14 protein-coding genes and 2 pseudogenes are annotated in these 18,215 nt (G+C 63.1%); 6 read left to right on the top strand and 10 right to left on the bottom strand.

Going from position 1 to position 18,215, the window contains the following annotated elements:
• The first annotated feature begins 3 nt into the window (after nucleotides 1-3).
• Nucleotides 4-921: an SIS domain-containing protein gene (locus ACWGS8_RS05260; protein ID WP_454579911.1), complete on the top strand. Its 918-nt coding sequence runs from the start codon at nucleotides 4-6 to the stop codon at nucleotides 919-921.
• Between the two features lie 525 nt (nucleotides 922-1,446).
• Here the strand turns inward: ACWGS8_RS05260 and ACWGS8_RS05255 are convergent.
• Nucleotides 1,447-2,739, bottom strand: a complete 1,293-nt coding sequence (locus tag ACWGS8_RS05255) for an Nramp family divalent metal transporter (RefSeq protein WP_454579910.1) — start codon at nucleotides 2,737-2,739, stop codon at nucleotides 1,447-1,449.
• Nucleotides 2,740-3,393: 654 nt separating this feature from the next.
• On the opposite strand from ACWGS8_RS05255, the pseudogene ACWGS8_RS05250 reads away from it, so the two are divergent.
• The 3 genes and pseudogenes from ACWGS8_RS05250 to ACWGS8_RS05240 all read left to right on the top strand — a co-directional run bounded on the left by ACWGS8_RS05250 (nucleotide 3,394) and on the right by ACWGS8_RS05240 (nucleotide 5,366).
• Nucleotides 3,394-3,694: pseudogene (locus ACWGS8_RS05250) on the top strand (DUF1236 domain-containing protein).
• A gap of 273 nt (nucleotides 3,695-3,967) precedes the next feature.
• Nucleotides 3,968-4,720: a DUF4142 domain-containing protein gene (locus ACWGS8_RS05245; protein ID WP_454579909.1), complete on the top strand. Its 753-nt coding sequence runs from the start codon at nucleotides 3,968-3,970 to the stop codon at nucleotides 4,718-4,720.
• A gap of 25 nt (nucleotides 4,721-4,745) precedes the next feature.
• The gene (locus tag ACWGS8_RS05240; protein ID WP_454579908.1) at nucleotides 4,746-5,366 is read left to right on the top strand and encodes a general stress protein; all 621 of its coding nucleotides are present in this window, start codon (nucleotides 4,746-4,748) and stop codon (nucleotides 5,364-5,366) included.
• Between the two features lie 61 nt (nucleotides 5,367-5,427).
• Here the strand turns inward: ACWGS8_RS05240 and ACWGS8_RS05235 are convergent, their stop codons facing one another.
• The gene (locus tag ACWGS8_RS05235; RefSeq protein ID WP_454579907.1) at nucleotides 5,428-5,763 is read right to left on the bottom strand and encodes a hypothetical protein; all 336 of its coding nucleotides are present in this window, start codon (nucleotides 5,761-5,763) and stop codon (nucleotides 5,428-5,430) included.
• A gap of 157 nt (nucleotides 5,764-5,920) precedes the next feature.
• Between ACWGS8_RS05235 and ACWGS8_RS05230 the strand changes: the two genes are divergently transcribed.
• On the top strand, nucleotides 5,921-6,280 hold the full coding sequence (locus ACWGS8_RS05230; RefSeq protein WP_454579906.1) for a hypothetical protein: 360 nt from the start codon (nucleotides 5,921-5,923) through the stop codon (nucleotides 6,278-6,280).
• A 244-nt stretch (nucleotides 6,281-6,524) separates the two neighbouring features.
• Here ACWGS8_RS05230 and ACWGS8_RS05225 read toward each other — a convergent pair.
• The 8 genes and pseudogenes from ACWGS8_RS05225 to ACWGS8_RS05190 form a co-directional block, all read right to left on the bottom strand.
• Nucleotides 6,525-7,072 (bottom strand): annotated as a pseudogene (locus ACWGS8_RS05225) (invasion associated locus B family protein).
• The gene (locus ACWGS8_RS05220; RefSeq protein ID WP_454579905.1) at nucleotides 7,057-7,518 is read right to left on the bottom strand and encodes a DUF4189 domain-containing protein; all 462 of its coding nucleotides are present in this window, start codon (nucleotides 7,516-7,518) and stop codon (nucleotides 7,057-7,059) included. The pseudogene ACWGS8_RS05225 and the gene ACWGS8_RS05220 overlap by 16 nt, the downstream one beginning before the upstream one ends.
• Nucleotides 7,519-7,554: 36 nt before the next feature.
• A complete protein-coding gene (locus ACWGS8_RS05215) occupies nucleotides 7,555-8,223 on the bottom strand; it encodes a hypothetical protein (RefSeq protein WP_454579904.1) in 669 nt (222 codons plus the stop codon).
• A gap of 13 nt (nucleotides 8,224-8,236) precedes the next feature.
• Nucleotides 8,237-8,797, bottom strand: coding sequence for an invasion associated locus B family protein (locus tag ACWGS8_RS05210; protein WP_454579903.1), 561 nt, complete (start codon nucleotides 8,795-8,797; stop codon nucleotides 8,237-8,239).
• Between the two features lie 7 nt (nucleotides 8,798-8,804).
• Nucleotides 8,805-14,093, bottom strand: coding sequence for a beta strand repeat-containing protein (locus ACWGS8_RS05205; RefSeq protein ID WP_454579902.1), 5,289 nt, complete (start codon nucleotides 14,091-14,093; stop codon nucleotides 8,805-8,807).
• Between the two features lie 201 nt (nucleotides 14,094-14,294).
• On the bottom strand, nucleotides 14,295-14,714 hold the full coding sequence (locus ACWGS8_RS05200) for an AraC family transcriptional regulator (protein WP_454579901.1): 420 nt from the start codon (nucleotides 14,712-14,714) through the stop codon (nucleotides 14,295-14,297).
• 293 nt (nucleotides 14,715-15,007) lie between these two features.
• Nucleotides 15,008-15,925, bottom strand: coding sequence for a helix-turn-helix transcriptional regulator (locus tag ACWGS8_RS05195; protein ID WP_454579900.1), 918 nt, complete (start codon nucleotides 15,923-15,925; stop codon nucleotides 15,008-15,010).
• A 232-nt stretch (nucleotides 15,926-16,157) separates the two neighbouring features.
• Entirely contained in the window at nucleotides 16,158-16,352 is a 195-nt protein-coding gene (locus ACWGS8_RS05190) for a hypothetical protein (protein WP_454579899.1), read from the bottom strand.
• 316 nt (nucleotides 16,353-16,668) lie between these two features.
• On the opposite strand from ACWGS8_RS05190, the gene ACWGS8_RS05185 reads away from it, so the two are divergent.
• Complete coding sequence (locus tag ACWGS8_RS05185; protein WP_454579898.1) at nucleotides 16,669-18,132, top strand: phospholipase D-like domain-containing protein; 1,464 nt, start codon at nucleotides 16,669-16,671, stop codon at nucleotides 18,130-18,132.
• The last annotated feature ends 83 nt before the right edge of the window (nucleotides 18,133-18,215 follow it).

The following is an 18,215-nucleotide window of genomic DNA, read 5'->3' as shown; positions in this document are numbered from 1 at the left end:
ACGATGCCAGAGGAAGCAGCCGCGGAGCCGCCGCGCACCATCGAGGAATTGAGGGCGTTGGCGCTCTCGATTGGCCGTGACGAAGCGGGCTTCTCCCTCGGCTCCAAAGCACATGACGTGTTCGCCAAGCTGGTCGAGGCGCCCGAGCAGTCGGCCGTCCGCACGATCTCGGAACTCGCCGATCAGTTCGGCATCAATCCATCGACCCTGACCAGGCTGGCCAAGCGTCTCGGCTTCGAAGGCTTCAGCGATTTCCAAGCCGTCTTCCGCAAGGCCATCGCCAACGATCAGCAATATTTCTACAGCCGCCAGGCCGGACGTCTCATGACGACGCCATCAGCAGGCGGTGCCGAAGCCGAGGTCTTCGAGCAGTTGGCGCGCGAAACGGCGGCAAATGTCGACGGCTTCCTCGGCCAGTTGGACGGCGACTCGCTGAAAGGGGCGACAAAGCTGCTCGCCAGCGCACACCGTGTGCGCGTCCATGGCGTTCGCCAGTTCCATTCGCTGGCGAGCTTTCTCACCTATGGCCTTGGCATGGTGCGCTCCGACGTGGCGCTTCTGGACGCGCCGCGTTTGGGCGTTGCCGAGGCGCTTTCACAGCTCGAGCCAGGCGACGCGGTGATCGTCGCGAGTTGCGCGCCCTATACGCGCAGCGTCGCCGAGGTCGGCCGGATCGCTGCGGCGAACGGCCAGTGCGTGATCGCGATCACCGACTCCCGATCCTCGCCGCTCGTTCCGCCCGCCGAGCACGCCTTCTTCATCCCGCACGCCAGCAGTTTCTATTCGAACAGCATGGGCGCCTATGTCGTCTTTTGCGAAGCCCTGCTCAACCTCGTCGCCCGGGAGCTCGGGGACAAGGCGCTGAACTCGCTCGCCGGGCGCGAGCGGCTGATCGCGGCGATGAACATCGAGGTTGGGTGACCGCGCCGTGCTCGATGTGTGCAGCGACGCCAGGTTCCGTCAGGTTGATCGCGCCGCAGAACACGGAAGTCAGCCTTGGTCAGGCGCTAAAGCAATTCCAGGAAAAGTGTGAGCGGTTTTCCGTCCGGAATTGCGTCAAAACAAAGAGTTAGAGTGGTTCGCCGTTTCCATGAAACGGTGAAACGCTCTAGTGCTTGTCGCCCAAAAGTGCGCAGCGGTGTTGGGAGAACGAGATGCATAAAAACAAAGACTAAAGCGCGTCACCTGAATCCGCTCCAGCGCGACGCGCTTTAATGGCGCAACTGCAACGATTCACCAAAATGTCGGCTAAGACGAGGATGCCTTGCCGACCTTGACGTCCGCATGGGCGCAAAGCGGTATCATTATAGATTTGTTGGCGAGTAGTATCAGCGATGCGACTCCGGCAGTCTGAGTTCTCTCAACTGATTAGCAAACAAAGACCGCCTCGGCGCCACAACACACCCGTGTGAACTTATCGGAGAGGTTCGCCCCTGCGGCGGGGTGCTATCTCCACAGGATCTGGGCGATCATGACGATCGCGGCAACAGCCATGACCGCTGTCGCGATCCAACCTATGGCTCTGATCAGCAGAGGGACGGTGGATTCGCCCATGATATCGCGGCGCGCCGTCATCAGCATCATCACGGCCATCACCGGCACCGCCACTACGCCGTTGACAACCGCGCTCCAGTAGAGCGCCTTGATGGGATTGACAGGCGTGAAATTCAGGCACGCGCCAAGAAGGGTTGCCACCGCAATGGTCGCGTAGAATGCCTTGGCCTCGAGAGGCTTCCGGTCAAGGCCTGTCGGCCATTTGCGCGCTTCGCCCAAAGCGTACCCCGCCGAACCGGCAAGGACCGGTATTGCCAGCAGACCCGTTCCGATGACGCCGAGCGCGAAGATCGCAAATGCAAAGGGCCCGGCAACCGGCTTGAGCGCCTCGGCTGCCTGGCTCGTCGATTCTATGTTGGTGACGCCGTTGGCGTGCAATGTCGCGCCGGCCGTGACCATGATTGCCAGGGCCACGATATTGGAGAACGCCATGCCGACATAGGTATCGAGCCGAATGCGCCCGATGGCGTTTTCTGCCTGCTCCGGAGCTTGCTTGAGCGGCTGACGTTCAGGCTTGGCCTTCTCATCCTCGACTTCCTGTGACGCTTGCCAAAAGAACAGATAGGGGCTGATCGTCGTGCCGAGGATCGCCACGACCGACGTCCAGAAACTTGCCTCCGAGGTAAATTCAGGGATGAAAAGCCCGCGCGCTACCTCGCCCCACGGCACATGCACAAACAGGACGGTGCCGAAATAGGCGAATAGAGACAGCGTCAGCCATTTCAGGATCGAGACGTAGCGGCTGTATTTCAGGAAGATTTGCAGGACCACGCAAACAGCCCCGAAGGCAACGACATAGGCAAGGGAAGGTCCGCCGACGATCAGTTTCAAGGCGTCGGCCATGGCGCCGAGGTCGGCGCCGATATTGATGATATTGGCGATGAGCAGCAAGACGACGACCGCCTGCAGCAGCCAGTTCGGATAGTACTTTCGCATGTTACCGGCGATGCCGCGACCGGTGGTCCGTCCGATGCGGGCGCTGATTTCCTGCACGACCGACATCAGCGGGTAGCTGAACAACATCGTCCAGGTGAGCCCGAAGCCAAATTGCGCACCAGTCTGGGAATAGGTGGCGATGCCACTGGGATCGTCGTCGGACGCCCCGGTAATGAGGCCTGGCCCCAGAACGCTGAGCAGCCGTGGCTTTGAAGGCTCAACGACCGGATCTTGTTTATGTTTACTCAATTACGCTCCTCCGTTGCAGCAAGGAACGCGCCGCACTGGTACGAGGCCTGTAGCGGAACAATTGCTGGCTCACATTCACAAAAGATGGCTGGGAAGTCGTTGTACGGTGCCGGGTCTTACCCAAAATCGAGCCTAGAAAAGGCTTGCGACGAGCACCGCGATCAGGATTGAGAGCGGCACCGCCAGAAACAGTCCGGCCTCCACAATTCGGGTCTCCTTGTCGCTAAACATTTTGCATCTCACGCTGCGTCGTTGAACATAGAGGGTTCGCCCGCTTCAACCGGAGAAGCGAGCGAACCCTACCGGCGAGGGAAGGGACGTAGCCGCGCCGATCTGCGGAATGTCAGCCAAGAAGCATTCCCATCACCAGAAATCCGAGGGCCGTCGCGAACAGCGGCGCGAGCAGCCAGCGCGCTTGGCCAACACTCCTATCCATCTGTTTTCTCCGTACTTTTCCGGGAGACAACAACCACGGACAGGGGCTGTTCCACGCAAACCAACTGGCAAGACCATTGCGTTTTGCGGCTAGACTTAAGTCTTGCGCCCCGTCCGACCGAAGCCCCTGTCGAGGAACGTTCGGGGCCGCTTCAAGTTCGGTCTGCAGGGCGGCTTTTGGACGATGTCGTCGTGCGCCGGCCTCACAAGGAGATAATGATGAATATGCATCTTACAGGCGCCGCTGCGGCGTTGCTGCTGTTCGCCGGCGTCGGCGCGGTCGCTGCTCAGGACGTGATCATCCAGCCGGAACAGGAAACGGTGATCCGTCAATATGTGAAGAAGCAGCCTCTGGCTTCGGTCAAGGTTCCCGGCGTCGAACTCAACATCGGCTCGGCGCTGCCGGACACGGTCGAACTGCACGAAGTCCCCCAACGTCAAGTATCGCTATGTCGTGATCGACAACCGGACGGTTCTTGTGGACCCGGGCACGCGCAAGATCATCAAAGTCTACGACTGACCCGGCCTTGATGCTCAAGCCCGTCGCCAACAGGGCGTCGGGCTTGAGACAATGGAAGGGTGGCTCGTGGGCCCGCTGCTCGTGCCAGGCATTTTTCTGCCCCGTGCGGGAGCAGTGCCGGAGCCTGATGAAAAATCTCGATGGTGGCAGACCTTCGCCAGCCCCAAGATTAATCAACGTCTGTGATGTCGGTTTATCTTCGACCCGTCGGAACAAAGCCTGCAGGCGCAAGTTAGGTCGCAGCACATGTGTGCGTGAAAAGGATCTTTTCTCATGAAAACCCGCTTGTTCCTGGCCTCACTGGCCACAGCCACAGCCATGGCTTTCGCCCTGCCCGCACTCGCCGCCGACAGCGCACAGGACTTCGTCAACAAGGCCGCCGCCGGCGGCATGTTCGAGGTCGATTCCAGCAAGGTTGCCGAAAGCAAGGTGCAGGATCGGAGCGTCAAGGATTTCGCTCAAAAGATGATCGACGATCACGGCGCCGCCAACGCAAAGCTGGAGACGATCGCCGGCGAGCAGAAGCTGACGGCTCCGAAGGAGTTGGATGCCAAGCACAAGGCTGACGTCGACGCTCTGCAGAACGGCAAGGATCCGATCGACGGCCCCTATGTCCAGATGCAGCGCGATGCACACGCCGACGTGGTGAAGCTGTTCGAAAGCTACGCCAAGGATGGCGACAACGCCGAGTTGAAGACGTTCGCCCAGGAGACGGTGCCGACGCTGAAGATGCACCAGGGGATGATCGAAAAGATTGCGACGAACATGGCCACCCAGTCGTCAAGTTCCGAGACGCCAAAGAACACGGTCGGCGGCACACCCGTGCCCACCCCTCCGCTCGCTGGCGCAAACTCCTTCACCGAAGCCCAGGCCAAAGGCCGCATCCAGGATGCCGGCTTCGCCGATGTGTCGAAGCTGACCAAGGACGACCAGGGCGTCTGGCGCGGTCAGGCAAGCAAGGACGGCAAGAACACCACGGTGGCACTGGACTACAAGGGCAACGTCGTTGCCGGCAGCACCAACTGAAACTGAGACCGAGGAGATCGAAATCATGAAAACCGTAACCGGACTGTTCGACAATTATGACGATGCTTCCGATGCCGTTGGCGAACTTGAAGCCACGGGCATTCCGCATTCCGACATCAGCATCGTCGCCAGCAACGCGGACAATCGGCATGACGGTGATAGCCGGCATCACAACGGTAACTCCGAAGCCGGGGAAGGCGCGGCAAGCGGTGCCGGGCTTGGTGCAGTGATCGGTGGCGCCGGTGGGCTGCTCACGGGGCTCGGCATGATGGCCATTCCCGGCGTCGGCCCGGTGGTAGCCGCTGGATGGCTGGCTGCCACGGCAGTGGGCGCTGTCGGCGGTGCTGTGGTTGGCGGCGCCGCGGGTGGCATCGTCGGCGCGCTCACCGATTCCGGTGTCCCGGAGGAAGATGCCCATGTCTACGCCGAGGGCGTTCGACGCGGCGGCACGCTGGTCACTGCCAAGGTCGACGACCCGCTGGTCTCGGACGCTGAAAGGATTCTTAGTCAGACCAACTCCGTGAACCTGGAAGAACGCCGCGGCGAGTATCGGGCCGGTGGCTGGACGGGCTTTGACGCGGACGCTGACGACTACAGATCCAATGAAATCGGACGCGACGGCGCTCGCGACGCGAACCGCGTCTGACCGGCGGACCTCCCGGCCGAGGCGCCGGGCCCCGGCCGGGAACATGCGGACGCTTCCTTGATCATTGCTTGGTGAACGCGCCCGTGTAGGTTTGGCCGGCGAGCGTATAGGTTCCGGCCAGCGTGCCGTCAGGCAACATCGTCAAACTGATGTCCGCGCCGTTCGGCAGGCGCCCGAGCTTCAATGTGGTCCCAACAATTCTTCCTTCACCGGCAGCCTCTCCCGGATTGTTGTCGCCCAGATTGCCCCACGCGAAGGTGACCGTCACCTTGCCGTTTGGCGAAATCGTCTGCACGGCTACTCTGGCTTCATACGTGCCCTCCAATCGCCCAGCCCACATGCCCGAGAAAGCGGCGTACTTTGTTGGAACGCCCTTCGCCGGGGGCGTGATCGTCACCGATGGATCCATGATTGTCGAACCAGCAGGAGCAGTCCCGGGAGCCGACGCAGGGGGAGCGGCAACCGGACCTGACGGAGGTTGGACAGCGGCGGGTTGCGGCTCCACGGGAGCCGATTGGCACGCAACCAGGGCAAGTGCCGCGAAGCCCAGCATCGTGTTCCGCATCAAATTCTCCCCATCACAAGCGATCGGTCGGCTGCAGGCCGCCGAATTGCACTTTATTCTGCTTCGTGCTGGCCATCAGCACGATTTTCCCGAGAATCTCGTGCGAATGGGCGGCGCTCATCGTCGTGCTTTACAGCGTACCCCGCTGCCAGCGAGACGCGCCGATTGCCGCGACAGCTTCGTAGCCGCGACCGTGTTGATCGACAGAAACGAGATCGTCAAGCTGGAGGGCCGCAAGCAGCTGCCTGGCATGTCGAGCGAGGCGATGATCCGGACTGGCGCCCGCACCGTGCTTTCCTACCTCGCCGAGCCGATCACCCAGAACCCCCGGGCGATGCGCGAAAAATAGCCATTAGGCGCCAGAAGATACGATTACTCGCCCAATACGACCCCGGATGCCACGATTTGTGCGGTGCGCTCGGTCAGCTTTCCGCGTTTCACAAGTGTGGGTTTGACGTAGGCTTTCTTCATCATCACGATCCGCTGGCGGTGGCACCGGGACTAAACGACCTCGGCACGCCAACGTTCCATGGAACCCAGCCAAAGCGGCTGGCATCAAAGGCGGCCGGCATCGCAGGCCGCCGCGCTTGTCGTTACCGTGCGCTCAACGCGACCATGCGGTCGGCGCCGCGGTCAGGCCGTGCAGCGACACCGGGAATGTCAGTGGCGTCTCTGCATCCGTCGTGACATTGAGCTTCAGCACCTCGCCTACCCTCAGCTTTCCGAGCACGGATCGGTCAATGGAAAACACCGCGATGCAGCCTGTCGGCAGGCAGGTCCTGAAGCGCTGCGGAGACAATGGCGGCTGATCGTCGATCTGGGGCGTCACGCCCGGATCGAGCAGGATGCCGAAGGGCAGAAGCAGGGTGGCCGTCGTCGACCCGTCCGCGCGCCTTTGTATCTCCATGGCAAGCAGCCTTTGGCCATTCTTCTGGACCTGGTCCTGCGAAAGCGTACAGACCCGGGCATTCTCCTGGACAGAGCAAGCCACGCTCCAGTCCTGATAGACTTCGCGCAGCGACGACGGCCCATTTGGAGCGGCCGCAGTCTGTTGTTCAGCCGACGCTGGCGACATCAACGAGAATGCGATTGCCCCGTATGCACAGGCGGCCTTGAGGCCACGCTTCATGTGCAGACCCATTCACGGATCTTGCATTTGGCCCCTGACGCCTCGCAGGCCTGTAAGGCGAGATCTTCGGCCTCTCGGCGGGTCTCGGCCGAGTTCACGCCCCAGGGCGTGAAACGGTTCTCGACCTTGTCGGCCATGGCGAGCGCGCCGCAATGCTTGTAGGGAAAGCCGGTCTCGTCATCGTCAGTCCAATGGCGATGGTTGCGGAAGACGGAGACGACGTTGCAGGCCTTGCCGCCGGCATTCTCGCAATGTTTCTGCGCGATGTCCTTCGCCTCCTGCCGCTTGTCGGCGCCCCAGAAGAAGCCGTATTTGCTGTCGGACTGCGAATAGGCGATGGCCGCCCAGATGCCTTTTTCCTCCTGCTGCGGCTCCGACGGCGCCACCAGGTCGGCCGAGACGACGTGTCCGCTCCACAACAGGGTCGAGCCCAAAACTGCCAAAGCCCGCAATCTCATGGTCGGCACCCCTTTCCTTGATCCTGATCGCTTCGCCTATTTCGCCGCCGAAGCGACGGAGATCACCACGCAGCTTTTGCCCGTCGGCAAGAGAAGGGCCTCACCGGCATTGCCGCCGAGTTCGTACACCTCGACCTGTCCGAGATGGTCGGTGATCTTGCTGCCTTGCGGAAGAATGGACGGCAGGTCGGCGCACGGGCTGACGAACGGCGCCACGCGCACCATCGTCCCCTCGCAACCCGAAGCGGTGGGCGACGCGAAAACGACACCGGCGGCGGGCCCGCTATAGCGTTCCGTCGCATAGTCCATGCCGACGAACGCCTGGACCGCATGCTTGTCGGCGGCCTGGTCGTTCCACAAGGATTTGACGCTGTATTTCGTGCCGGTAGTCAAAATCTGCCCAAGCACCGGATAGATGGTCGAGCAGGCCTGCACCCCGGCCTGCTTGACGTGCTCGAGGAAAGGCGTGTCCGGAAGCGCCGGGTTGGCTGTCTCAGCCTGTGCGGCCGTCGCGCTGCCGACCAGGTTGGCGATCGCGGCATAGTTCCCGGCGGCGAAGCCAAGGCCCGCCAAGACGAGCCCCAGCAATGAAACTCCGACGACGCGCGGCCATCGCAGGCGTGTGGGTTCGATGAGCCTCTGCCGCTCCGCCTCGACGGCCGGGCTGCTGCGTTTTACGGACGTGAACTGGTCCTGCTGGCTCATTGTGTTGCCCCGGTCATTTGAGTGGCGAAAGGGCTTCCGACAGCCCCTTGAGTGTTGCCGCCGTCACGGTGATCGTCTTGCCGTCGACGGTCGAATAGGAAATCGCCGGCGTCGCGTTCTGCGCGATCTGCTGGCGCATGACAGGCCCGACCGGCAGCATGCCGACGCAGACCACGTCATTGCAGCCGTTCAGGTGGACGTCGATCGCTTGGTCCCGCCCGTCGAACTTCAGCGACACCAGGCCGTCGCTCCTGGCGTTCGGCGCGGTGCGGACGATCATGTAGGGCTTGCCGTCCTGCGTGGCGGCCAGCGACCAGCTGAAGGCCATCTTGCCCGAGGTATCTTCGATCACCTGCGAGACATTGCAGACCTTCTTGCGCGCCTTGAGGTTCTCATCGCAGATCAGTGTCCAGTTCTCGAACGGACGGATCGTGCGCTGATAGCTTCCCAGTTTCACGTCGGGCGGCAGCACCACATCCGAAGGCTTGATCCTGTAGGGCGACGCCACCTGCCCCGCGGCCGGTGCGAGGCCGCCGCAGAGCGCCAGGCAAGTCAATACGGCAAGTCCCTTCATTCCTGCCTCAGTTCAAGGTGAAGCTGATGCCGGCGCCGACACCGACATGACCACCGGCGGCCGTGCCCGACACGTTGCCGCGGATGCGGCCGTCCTCACTCGTGTAGCCCGCACCGAAGGCCAAGGCGCTCGAATCCCGCCAGAAGCCGCCGCCCGCCGCGACGCTCAGCTTGCCGGGCCGGTCGTCGTAGCGCAGCGAGGCCGCGGCAAGGCCGATCGCCGCCGCCTGCCGGGCTTCGTCGCGTATGCCGCCCAAGTCGCTGTTGAGCTGGCTGAGCTTCTGGTCGGTATAGTTGTTGGCCTGCTGCAAGGTCGTGGCGGCCACCTTGTCGGTGTAGCTGTTGGACGTGTTGATGGCGTAATCGACGCGGTTGTTCATCTGGGTGACGTTGACCGCATCGGTGCCGGCAACACCGGGGCCGACATTGGAGATGACCACCGGCGCGTTGACGTCGCCACCCTGCAGCGTGATGCTGTTCTTCTTGCTGCCGTCCGGATTGGTGTCATAGGTGACGGCATTCTGGGTGAGCGATCCGAGGCCCGATTTCAAATCCTCGACGGCCGTGTTGGTGGCGTAGAGCTGCGAGCCGTTTATCGCATCGGTGCTGCCGGCGTTGACCCGTCCGGCGGCGACATTGGTGATCGTGCGCTCGGCGCCGGCGTCGCCGACGCTGACCGTCCCGGCCGGGGCGTTGCCGGCAAAGGCATAGGTCTTGCCGTTGATGACGGTGCTGGAGGTGCCCACCGCGGTCTTCGTCACCGAGCCCGAACCCAGCGCCACATCATTGGCATTGTTGGCCTTGGCGCCCTGGCCGAGCGCCACAGCGCCCTGGCCCGTGGCCGTCGAGCCATTGCCGGCGGCAAGGCTGTTGTTGCCGCTGGCCACGCTGGCCGGCCCGATCGCCACGCTGTCGGTGCCGCTGGCGGTGGAGTCGGCCAGCGTCGAATTGGCGTGGAAATACTTGATGCCGCCGCCATTGCTGATGGTCGTCAGCGCATTGTTGACGGCCGTGAACCCGTCATAGACGGTCGAATAATTGTTGCCCTGGATGGTGTAGGTCGGGCCGGTGATCGAACCGTCGGGATTGACCGTGGTGCCGCCGCCGAACAGGTTGGTGATGTTTTGCGACACACCCTTAAGCTGCGAGACGTTGACGGCATCGGTGTTGGCCGAACCGGCCGCGACGTTGGTAAGCTTGCGTTCGGCTCCCGCGCCGCCGATCGACACCTCGCCGACCGAGGTCTGCGGGGCGGTGAGCGCAAAGGCCGTGTAGCCGGCCTGGGCCCCGACCGAGGTGATGGACTGAGCACCCAGCGCGACGCTGTTGATGAAGGTGCTTTGGGCGCCGGCGCCGAGCGCCACCGACTGGATGCCGGACGCCAGCGAATTGGTGCCGAGCGCCAGTCCGTCGGCCAGCATCACATGGGCGTTCTGGCCAATGGCCGTTCCGCCGGGCGCGGTCTGGTCGACGATGGCGCCGTTGCCGATGCCGACGCCATTGTCGCCGTTGACGACCGTCGTCGGGCCGACCGCGACCGACTCGGCCCCCACCGCGAGCGAGTCGCCGGCCGTCGAATTGGCATGGAAGTACTTGGTCGACGTCGCCGAGACCGAGGCGATCACGCCCTGCAGCTGGCGCACGGTCACGGCATCCTGCGCCTGCGTGCCGTCGGCCACATTGGTGATCTGGCGGTAGGACGTGCTGGTGCCGACCGACACCGCGCCGAGCAGCACCTTGTCTGTGGTGTTGTACTGGATGAAGTTGGAAGGACCGGCGGCAATCTGCCCGGTGGCCGGAGCCAGCGGGCGATCGGAGACGGAGTCGGAACCAAGCGCCACGCTGCCGTCGATGCTGGCCAGGGTGCCGCGGCCGAGCGCCAGCCCGCTGACACCGGTCGCTGTCGCCTGGTAGCCTACGGCGGTGGAGCCGACCCCTTGCGCGAAGGAATCGGTTTGCGCCAGCCCGGCCTCGTTGGTGCGGGCGTAGCGGATGCCTATGCCATTGGCGTCGGTATAGGCGGTCGAGGTGTCGCCGGCGATGTTGTTGACGACGTTGCCGAGATTGGTGACACCACTGCCGATATTGGCGATGGCGGTGGTGTTGGCCGTCACCTGCTGGTTGGTGGCGAAGAGCTGCGAGCCGTTGACCGCGTCCGTCGAGCCACCGTTCAACTGTCCGGCCGCGACGTTCTGGATCTGGCGCTCGGCACCGGCCGACCCGACCGAGAAGGCGCCCGCCGGCGTGCCGCCGGCGAAGGTGTAGTTCACGCCGCCGATCGTGGCTCCGCCGACATTGGTCGTGGCTCCTGACGTCGAATTCAGGCCGATCGCGACGTCACCGGCATTGTTGGCCACGGCGTTGGGTCCGACAGCGACGGAATTCGTTCCAAGCGCCTGGGAATCCGGCAGGGCCGAATTGGCGTGGAAATACTTGATGCCGCCGCCAGTGTTTATGTTGGTGATCGTGTTGCCGAGATTGGTGATGTCGGCGGTGTTGGCGGCGATGTCGGTCGTGTTCTGCGTCACCTGCTGGTTGGTGGCGAAAAGCTGCGAGCCATTGACCGCATCGGTCGAGCCGCCATTCAACTGTCCGGCCGCGACGTTCTGGATCTGGCGCTCGGCGCCAGCCGACCCGACCGAGAACGCGCCCGCCGGCGTGCCACCGGCGAAGGTGTAGTTCACGCCGCCGATCGTGGCTCCACCGACATTGGTCGTTGCGCCCGATGCTGAATTCAGGCCGATCGCCACATCGCCGGCATTGTTGGCCACGGCGTTGGGTCCGACAGCGACGGAATTCGTTCCAAGCGCCTGGGAATCCGGCAAGGCCGAATTGGCGTGGAAATACTTGATGCCGCCGCCGACATTGATGTTGTTGAGCGTGGTGCCGATGGCATCGACCGCCTGGTTGGTGGCGAAGAGCTGCGAGCCGTTGATCGCGTCGGTCGACGTCAAGCTGATCCGCCCCGCCGCCAGATTGGTGAGCGTGCGTTCCGCGCCGGGGGCGCCGATGCTGACCGTCGAGGTCGGATTTGTGCCCTGGAAGGCATAAGTCGTGCCGTTGATCACGGCGTTGGGCGTGCCCACCGCAGCGACGGTCACCGAGCCGGAGCCCAGCGCCACGTCGCCGGAGCTCGCCGCCGCCGTCGCGCCATTGCCCAGCGCGACATTGCCCGCGAGGCCGGCGCCACCAGCAGTCGAGCCATTGCCCAGGGCAACAGAGCCCTGTCCGATCGCCTTGTTGTTGTTGCCGATAGCGACAGCGCCTGCCGCCTGGTTGGCGGCGGTGGCGCTCGCCGTGCCATCGCTGTTGGCGATGTTGTTGGCGCCGCCGGTGAAGGCGCCGGTGCCGCTGGCATAGCTCGGATCGCCGATGGCGACCGCGCCGTCACCAAAAGCTGTGTTGCCGGCACCGATGGCAACGGCCTTGCCGCCATCGGCGGTCGCCCCCGTGCCGATGGAGACGGAGTCGGCGGAGAGCGCGGCGGACTGCAGACCGACCGCGATGGCGTTAGTTGCGGTCGCCTGGCTTTCGCGTCCCATCGCAAGGGCGTCGTCCGCGGATGCCGTCACATCCGTGCCGATGCCGATGGCGTTGTCTCCACTGGCGCTCGTTGCAAAAGTGCTCGAGCCGACATAGACGGCGCCTATCCCGGACGCCCTCGTCCCTGCGCCGAGAGAGATGGAGTTCAGGGCGCTGCTTTGGGCGCCGCGGCCGAGCGCGGTACTGTTGAGTCCGGTGGCGCGGGCTTCACGTCCGACGGCAGTGGAATTGTCGGCGCTGGCTACGGTCCCGATGCCGAGAGCGGTGCTGGCGCTTCCGCCGGCGTTGGCGCTGACGCCGGCGGCGAGAGAATTGTCTCCAGCCGCAGTTGCTCCGGACCCGAACGAGGAGGCGTTTGCGCCGCTGGCGACGGCGACGTTACCAACCGCCGTGCTGGCGGTGCCACTCGCAATTGAGGTGGTGCCCATGGCGATGGCGTCTTGCGCACTCGCATTGGCTTGCTTGCCGACCGCCGTGCCGTCTACACCGCTCGCGGTTGCGCCCAAGCCTAGCGCACTTGCGTTCGCAGCGGTCGCCGCGGCGTTATTGCCGAGTGCCGTGGCGGACACGCCCGTGGCTTGGGATCCCGAGCCAGCAGCGACAGAGCCGATACCGCTCGACACAGCCTGGTTGCCCAGTGCCAATGCGAAGTTGCCCGAAGCATTGGCGACGTTGCCGAGAGCTTGCGAGTTCAACCCCCCGGCACTGGCCTGATTGCCAATCGAAACGGCATTCGTCCCGGCGGCTTTGGCCAGGTAACCCATGGCCGTGGTGCCAACACCGGAGGCAGCCGCCCCGTTGCCGATTGCCGTGGACTGGTTCGCCGACGCTGTGGCGGAGGTTCCGAACGCGCTGGACCCGGTCCCCGTCGCCGATGCGCTCGAGCCTACCGCGGCCGACCATGCCCCCGTTGCGGTTGAGGCTGTGCCGAGCGCAACGGCCTCGAACGTGAAGCCGGCAGGAGCGGTGCCGCTTGCATTGGCATTCGTGCCGATGGAAACCGGAGAACCGCCGCCCGCTCCAGCGTTTGCCTTGGCGCCGACCCCCATGGCTATGGCTGAACCGTTTGAAGATGAGGCGTTGGAGGACAATCCAATCGCCACGGAGGCACCACCGGAGGCGCTGGCCGTTGAGCCGAGGGCGACGGCGTTCGCCCCGTTTGCGGTGCTGTTGACACCAAAGGCCGATGCGCCATCCACAAGTGCGCGGGCGTTCCCGCCTACGGCAAGAGCATTGACGCCGTTGGCATTCGCGAAGACACCTATGCCTATGGCGTTGAGGCCAGTGGCACTCATCGTATAGCCGATGGCGATCGAAGCATCGCCCGTTGCGGTGATAGCGGTGCCTAACGCCACGCCGTTGTTGCCATTCACGTGGGCGTTACTGCCAACCGCGGTTGAGGCGGAGCCGGGGGCGGTGTTGCCACAACCGATCGCTATGCTTTGCCCCCCTGCGGAAGGAGTCGTGCAGTTCGCGACATTGGTCAGAACCCCGTTGCCAATGACAACCTGCGCGAACGCCGCCTGCGGGATCATGATCCCCACTACGGCGCCGAGCATCCCGCCGGCTCCAAGCGCTCCCAGCCCCAGGCGCTTGCGCCCCATGCCGAGCACGCAGTGCGCCACGCGCAGCACCGCCATCAGGCGACGGCGAACCGAGCGGGAGCCGTGATCGGCGCCGGCAATCCAGTGCCCGGCGAAATGCGCCGCGCGATGCCGAACAAACGAGTCACTCGAAATGCGATTGCCGGTCATGAGTCCCTCTCCGTTCGCCAGTTGCCAGGAAATGTCTGACAATTCCACCACCCTCGCAGAAAGACATGATTCTGGGCTGCGGTATTTCAGGAAATTGCTGTGTCGTGAGAAAAAGCAGCCACAAGTCGACGGAAGTTAACGATTAGTTACTTTAGTAAAAGCTTCTACAAGGATGAATTGAAAATATACTCGTGAAGAATATCATTTAACCTTGGGATCAATGTTGCCTACTCGTGACTGCAAAGGTGTTACGCCCCGGTATTTCTTCATTACCGTGGTAAAATGGCTCTGGCTGGAAAAGCCGGCGAGATGGGCGATATCGGTAATCGTCATGCGGCTGTCGGCGAGCAGTCTTTCGGCGAAGTCCAGCCGCAGATCGAGTACATATTGATGCGGCGGCATCCCGAACGTCCGGGAGAAGGCGCGCATGAAGTGATAGGGCGAAAGCCCGCAGACCGCGGCCATCTCGGACAGCGCCAGCTTGCGCGTAAAGTTCTGATCCAGGAATTCCTGCACCTTGCGAACGCTGAGGGTGGAAAGCCCGCCTCTTACGTTCAGCACCGGCTGCCGCGCTGAATTCGTTCGGGAAATCGAACCCGAAGGGCCATCATCAGACCGCATCTTTCGGCCCCTTGATATTTCGCAGATGGAATTCAACCCGAGACCACCCTCCCCGTTCCCCCCAAAAACAATTCGTGATTGATCGAGCTGTGGCCGCATTGTCGCTCCGGTTCATTCGATCAGCCCGGCTAGAAGGCGAATAATGCACAGGCTCCATGCCATTCGAATGACTCCCGTAATGCCTTGGGGCACAGTTGTGACGGACGTATTTTGGAAAACTCCGGAAGCTTTGTAGGAAATTCCGGTCTCGGATCGTTGGGCGGCGGGTGTTGCCACTTTGCCATACCGGGCTTTCAGTTTCTGCCCGGCGCATATCCGGTCATGGTCGGCGTCCTTCCCCGGTACTTCTTCATGGTTGCGGCCAGATGACTCTGATCCGAAAACCCCGCGAGGTAGGCGACTTCGGCGATTGCGAACTCGCCGTCAACGAGTAACTTCTCCGCGAAGTCTAGGCGCAGATTGATCAGGTATCGATGCGGCGGCATCCCGAACGTGCTGGCGAACCTTGCTATGAAATGATTCGGCGAAACCCCCGCGATCGATGCCAGTTCGGCCACCATGATTTTTCGCGCGAGGTTCTCGTCGAGATATTCGCGCACGCGTCGAGCCCCGTCGGCGGAGAGTCCGCCTTTCGGCGACGCGGACTGCCTGCTGCGGCCAGTGTAGGTACGCAACAGATGCACGCCGAACACGGTGAGCAGCGAGTCCAGATAGAGTTCGTTCGGCGGCAGCTTGCCGGTCAGCTCGGCGGTGATCATCTGGGCGATGTTGAGCGCCCTCAGGTCGACCGTGCCGAACGCAGGCGGCTCAAGCTCCACGTCGCAGCGATCGAATTCGTGCGCGGCCAGTTCCGACAGCGCTTCTGGCGATATGGAGACGACGGCGTTCTCCCTGGTCTGCGACCAGGCGAACGTACTGTCGACCCCAGCGGGATTGATGACGAGGCATCCGACCGGCGCATCGTATTCGGTGATCTGGTCACTGCCGAGCGAGGCTCTGAATTTGCGTCCCGGCCTCAGCACGATGCCCGCGGAATGCTCCCTGGCCAGGAACGCCTGCGAGCCTGGGCCGCGGACGGAATGGATGACGCTGCCACGCGCGGTGGCCCTTCTGGGACCGGCACTCTCTGGAATGATGTCCAGGACATATCGGGCCATCCGATCGACGCCTCGGGAAACGCCGTTTTCCCGAGCCTCGTCCGCATTTTTCATCACGTCGCCTCAGCCGCTGTGCCGCTGCCTGATATCCCCTGAGCCGACCCAAAGACAGCGTAACCCACGCGTCTCGGCTAGGGAAGAACTCCCGCGCGCAAAGAAAAATTCTTATTCGCGAAAAGACAGAAAAAATGACCGATCAAGGAGGCCGGCGAGCATTCTATTCCATACGGTTGGCAGGTCGGCGGCTACGCGACGGGCGACGAGCCGGACAGGTTACGGCCGGCCGCTACAGATCACCACGGCGTTTCTCGTACAGATCCCAGGTGAGTTCCACAAAAGCCAGGAGAACGTCGTCCTGGTTCCAGCCGGCCGCGACCGCCGCCTGGACGATTTCACGGATGAGAGGCAGCAACTGGCCCTGGCACTGGGCCGATATGTCGGCATCCCCCAGGGGAGGCCCCTCGAAGTTGAATTTCGTCATCCGGCGCTCCCCCTCGCCTCCAGCCAAAGTGTTTATACGGCTGGTTTCGTTCCCTCTGATATACAACAGATGTGGTACCAAAGTACAGGAAGCCCTGGTTCACCAGGCTGCACGGGACGATGCCGGACCGCGCCGTCTCTATGCTTTCCCTGGCGTCAACTTGGCTTTGCCCGTGCGGGAGTTCAAAGGAACTTCATCGGCCCGAGCCCTGCCTGGGATTAGACCTCCTCAGCCGGGTCGCGATCGTTGCCCGGCGAATGCGAGGCATGGATTGGCCGCATTGCCTTCTGCGACCGCTCGCTGGATAGTCCCCGCAATGTTCGAGACTATTGCGACTCACTGGACCCAAATCCTGGCGATCATCTCGGTAATGATGGCGACGGTCGGCATCGCCCACGCCGTCATGACCAAGGAGGATGTGCGCGCCGCCACCGGCTGGGTCGGCGTGATGGTGCTGTCACCGATCCTTGGCGTGCTGATCTATGCGGTTGCCGGCATCAACCGCATCCGCCGCGCCACAATCACCGCGCAGCGCCCGCTTGCCGGCGACGTGGTATCCGCCAAGGATGAGCGCGACATCACCGCCGAGGAGGCCCTGATCGTCGAGCGCTATGGTCAGCGCTTCACCGGCCTGCGGACACTGGGCGACAGGGTCGCGCGGCGCGCGCTCAACCCGGGCAACGTCATCGACGTGCTGGAGACCGGCGACGAGGCCTATGCCGCCATGTGCGCGGCGATCGACGGCGCCGAACGCAGCGTCCTGCTCGAGACCTATATTTTCGACAACGATGCCGTCGGCCTGCTTTTCGTGGAATCGCTGGCCGGCGCGGTCCAGCGCGGCGTCACCGTTCGCGTGCTGATCGACGCCGTCGGTGCCCGTTACTCCGTTCCCAGCATCCTTGGCCATCTGCGCCGCGCCAACATCCCCGCCGATGTCTTCAATGGCAACATCGTCATGGGCCTGCGCCTGCCCTACGCCAATCTCCGGACCCACCGGAAGATCCTGGTGGTCGACGGCACGGTCGCCTTCACCGGCGGCATGAATATCCGCAAGGGTTTTTCGGCCGAGTTCGCAGGCTCCAACACCGCCAGGGACACGCATTTCAAGGTCACCGGACCTGTCGTCGCCGACCTGTTCTCGGTCGCGGCCGAAGACTGGCGCTTCGCCACCAACGAAGCGCTGAAGGGCGATGCCTGGCGAATTGCCCCGCTGTCGCCGGCACCCGGCCAGCCGATGCTGGTGCGGGCGGTCGCATCCGGGCCGGACGCCAGCAATGAGACCAACCACAAGCTGCTGATCGGCGCCTTCTCGGTGGCGCGCAAATCGATCCGCCTGATGTCGCCCTATTTCCTGCCGGACCGCGAACTGATCAGCGCCTTGGTCACCGCCGCCCGGCGCGGCGTCGAGATCGATGTCGTGGTGCCGGCGGTCAACAATCTCTTCCTCGTCGACCGCGCCATGACCGCGCAATTCGACCAGATCCTGAAGAACTATTGCCGCATATGGCGCACGGAGGGCCCTTTCGACCATTCCAAGCTGCTTTCCATCGACGGCGTGTGGGCCTATGTCGGCTCGTCCAATCTCGACGCCCGCTCGCTGCGGTTGAACTTCGAGATCGATCTGGAGGTCCTCGATGCAGGCTTTGCCCGAGAGATCGAGGCCCGGATTGACTCGGCCATCGAAACGGCCATCCCCGTCACGCTGGACTCCTTGCGAGCCCGGCCGTTCATCATCCGGCTGTTCGACCGCATCCTGTGGCTGGGATCGCCCTATCTCTAGATGGCTTTAACAAAACGACTTGTTTGACGGATAGTTTGGTGTCGGCCATGGAACATAAGCGCAAAGACTCTATTTGAGGTGCA

The sequence above is a fragment of the Mesorhizobium sp. 43Arga genome (assembly GCF_053714255.1).
The sequence above is the reverse complement of the archived record's forward strand: the minus strand, read 5'-3'. Positions and strand labels throughout refer to the sequence as shown.

Excerpts from the sequence above, each read along its gene's own strand:
- ACWGS8_RS05205 (WP_454579902.1), bottom strand. The coding sequence starts at position 14,093 with ATGACCGGCAATCGCATTTCGAGTGACTCGTTTGTTCGGCATCGCGCG.
- ACWGS8_RS05260 (WP_454579911.1), top strand. The coding sequence starts at position 4 with ATGCCAGAGGAAGCAGCCGCGGAGCCGCCGCGCACCATCGAGGAATTG.
- ACWGS8_RS05190 (WP_454579899.1), bottom strand. The coding sequence starts at position 16,352 with ATGACGAAATTCAACTTCGAGGGGCCTCCCCTGGGGGATGCCGACATA.
- ACWGS8_RS05240 (WP_454579908.1), top strand. The coding sequence starts at position 4,746 with ATGAAAACCGTAACCGGACTGTTCGACAATTATGACGATGCTTCCGAT.
- ACWGS8_RS05185 (WP_454579898.1), top strand. The coding sequence starts at position 16,669 with ATGTTCGAGACTATTGCGACTCACTGGACCCAAATCCTGGCGATCATC.
- ACWGS8_RS05245 (WP_454579909.1), top strand. The coding sequence starts at position 3,968 with ATGAAAACCCGCTTGTTCCTGGCCTCACTGGCCACAGCCACAGCCATG.
- ACWGS8_RS05215 (WP_454579904.1), bottom strand. The coding sequence starts at position 8,223 with ATGAGCCAGCAGGACCAGTTCACGTCCGTAAAACGCAGCAGCCCGGCC.
- ACWGS8_RS05195 (WP_454579900.1), bottom strand. The coding sequence starts at position 15,925 with ATGAAAAATGCGGACGAGGCTCGGGAAAACGGCGTTTCCCGAGGCGTC.
- ACWGS8_RS05210 (WP_454579903.1), bottom strand. The coding sequence starts at position 8,797 with ATGAAGGGACTTGCCGTATTGACTTGCCTGGCGCTCTGCGGCGGCCTC.
- ACWGS8_RS05220 (WP_454579905.1), bottom strand. The coding sequence starts at position 7,518 with ATGAGATTGCGGGCTTTGGCAGTTTTGGGCTCGACCCTGTTGTGGAGC.
- ACWGS8_RS05200 (WP_454579901.1), bottom strand. The coding sequence starts at position 14,714 with ATGCGGTCTGATGATGGCCCTTCGGGTTCGATTTCCCGAACGAATTCA.